The sequence below is a fragment of the Aquabacterium sp. genome (assembly GCF_021768455.1).
GTDB lineage: Bacteria > Pseudomonadota > Gammaproteobacteria > Burkholderiales > Burkholderiaceae_C > Aquabacterium.
This window is the reverse complement of sequence record NZ_JAIZVX010000288.1, coordinates 1-1683: the sequence shown is the minus strand read 5'-3', so window position 1 is coordinate 1683 and position 1683 is coordinate 1. Positions and strand designations below refer to the sequence as shown.

4 protein-coding genes and 1 pseudogene are annotated in these 1683 nt (G+C 53.5%); all 5 read right to left on the bottom strand.

The annotated features are described in order from the left end of the window. Positions 1–101: 101 nt before the first annotated feature. Complete coding sequence (locus QZ994_RS19820; protein ID WP_290877805.1) at positions 102–293, bottom strand: hypothetical protein; 192 nt, start codon at positions 291–293, stop codon at positions 102–104. Between the two features lie 11 nt (positions 294–304). Continuing rightward, positions 305–499: a hypothetical protein gene (locus QZ994_RS19815; protein WP_290877803.1), complete on the bottom strand. Its 195-nt coding sequence runs from the start codon at positions 497–499 to the stop codon at positions 305–307. Between the two features lie 152 nt (positions 500–651). Further along, positions 652–1065: a hypothetical protein gene (locus tag QZ994_RS19810; protein ID WP_290877801.1), complete on the bottom strand. Its 414-nt coding sequence runs from the start codon at positions 1063–1065 to the stop codon at positions 652–654. Beyond that, positions 1055–1267 carry a hypothetical protein gene (locus QZ994_RS19805; RefSeq protein WP_290877798.1) on the bottom strand — a complete coding sequence of 71 codons (213 nt, stop codon included), beginning with the start codon at positions 1265–1267 and terminating at the stop codon, positions 1055–1057. Before QZ994_RS19805 ends, QZ994_RS19810 begins: the two co-directional genes overlap by 11 nt. A gap of 2 nt (positions 1268–1269) precedes the next feature. Continuing rightward, a pseudogene (locus QZ994_RS19800) lies at positions 1270–1683 on the bottom strand (hypothetical protein); the annotation flags it as partial.

Genomic DNA, 1683 nt, shown 5'->3' with positions numbered 1-1683 from the left:
ACCATAACGATACCAGTTTATCCAAAGATAACCTGACATGCCCATGATGACTGAAAACAACCATACACAGGCGATTCCCATTCTCATGTTATCGTCCATGGTTACAATTTCTCCGTGATCGTCGTAACACGATAGAGATCGAGATCACGCTTTGCGGCTTCACAATCTGCACGGATCTGACTGTCAAAGGTCATGACAGGCCGACCTGTTTTTGACTTCAGGTGGTATTCCACCTTGATGTTTTGATTGGGCAAAGGCTCGCCAGCCTTTTGCAGCTTAATCATAGGATGCATGAGCTTCTCTCCTAATCTGGAAGGGTGATGGTTATCGCTACGACTTCCATGTCCTCGCGGCGACGATGCGGTGTGGGTGTGACGCTAATGTCCTCGTAGTAGCCGTCCCATTGGTCGCCACCACGGCTGGCAGTGAACTTGCCTTGCAGCCACGAGGAGAGCAGATTTTGAGCTGCTTTCTTTGTGGTATAGCTGCGGATCTGCATGTTTTTCTCGTAGCGAGGAGGCCAGCTTGAGCGATCTGCGAAGTCCACAGGTTCAAGGTGTGAGCCACCTCGACCATCTCGACGCTGCGGTCTGGGCAGATAGCAACTCGTGCCTTTCACTCTTACCGCATATTCGGTGAGATGAACTGGCATCAGCCTGCTCCCCAGATACGATCCTCGCGGATCCCAGTGTGCAGAGCCCACTTCCCGTCGAACCAGCAGTTGTCCGGTGCCCCATCGAACATGGGAGCCACGTCTTCATGCTGAAGTCCGGCCAGCCCACAGCCGATGCACGTCACCTGAAACTGAATCTCAGGATGACCGGCAGCATAGGCGAGGAAACCATCCACATACTTCTTGATGAGCCGAAGCGGCAGAGTACCAGCAATGTGCTGGCTCTTGGTGGGGATGGCGAAGCTCTGGCCCATATGACCATAGCTGAAGCCCCAACGAGCACCTTTGTGCTTGTAGGCGTAGGCTGCCGCCCCACCGCCATGAAAGCCAGACTCATTGCTGCCGAACACGAACACCATCTTCGAGGTGTCGGGATATGCCTTATTGACCATGGATGAAGTCCTTCATTTTGGCCAGCACCATGAACAGGAAGTTCATGCGGGTGTTGGCGATCTTGATGTCGTCGAGAGTGAGCATGTTCAGCTCACATTTCTGGGCAGTCAGCTCATCACGATGGATGCGATAACCCTTGTGATTGACGATCTCCCCATCCTCATTGACGATGGAGATCTCGACCTTGATGGTGAAGCTCATACTCAGCCTATGTCGTTGAAGAACTCGACCATGGCATTCAGCTCATCGTCGATCCTGAGGTTGAAGGTGCGGATGCCAAAGGTCTTGGCAATCCTGAGCGAATGGTTGGTGCCACCGAAGTAGTCCTCAGCACCCTGCTCGCTCTGCCAATAGATCACAGCCGAGACTGGATCATCGGCACATTCACCGAGCATGATGTTGACGTTGCGGTTCATCAGGTTCTGATTGAACTCACGCATCTTCCAATACTGGTGGTGATGTGCGGCTGCGATCCCTTGGATCCGTTCGGCGGCTGGGTGCAGATCGTCGATCACCTTGTAGTGGTCGAATGGACCTGCACCATTGAAGCCAGCTTCGGGGAGAAAGATCTCCTTGTGGCTGCTGGGCACTTCGAGGGCAAATGCCTGATCGGCACC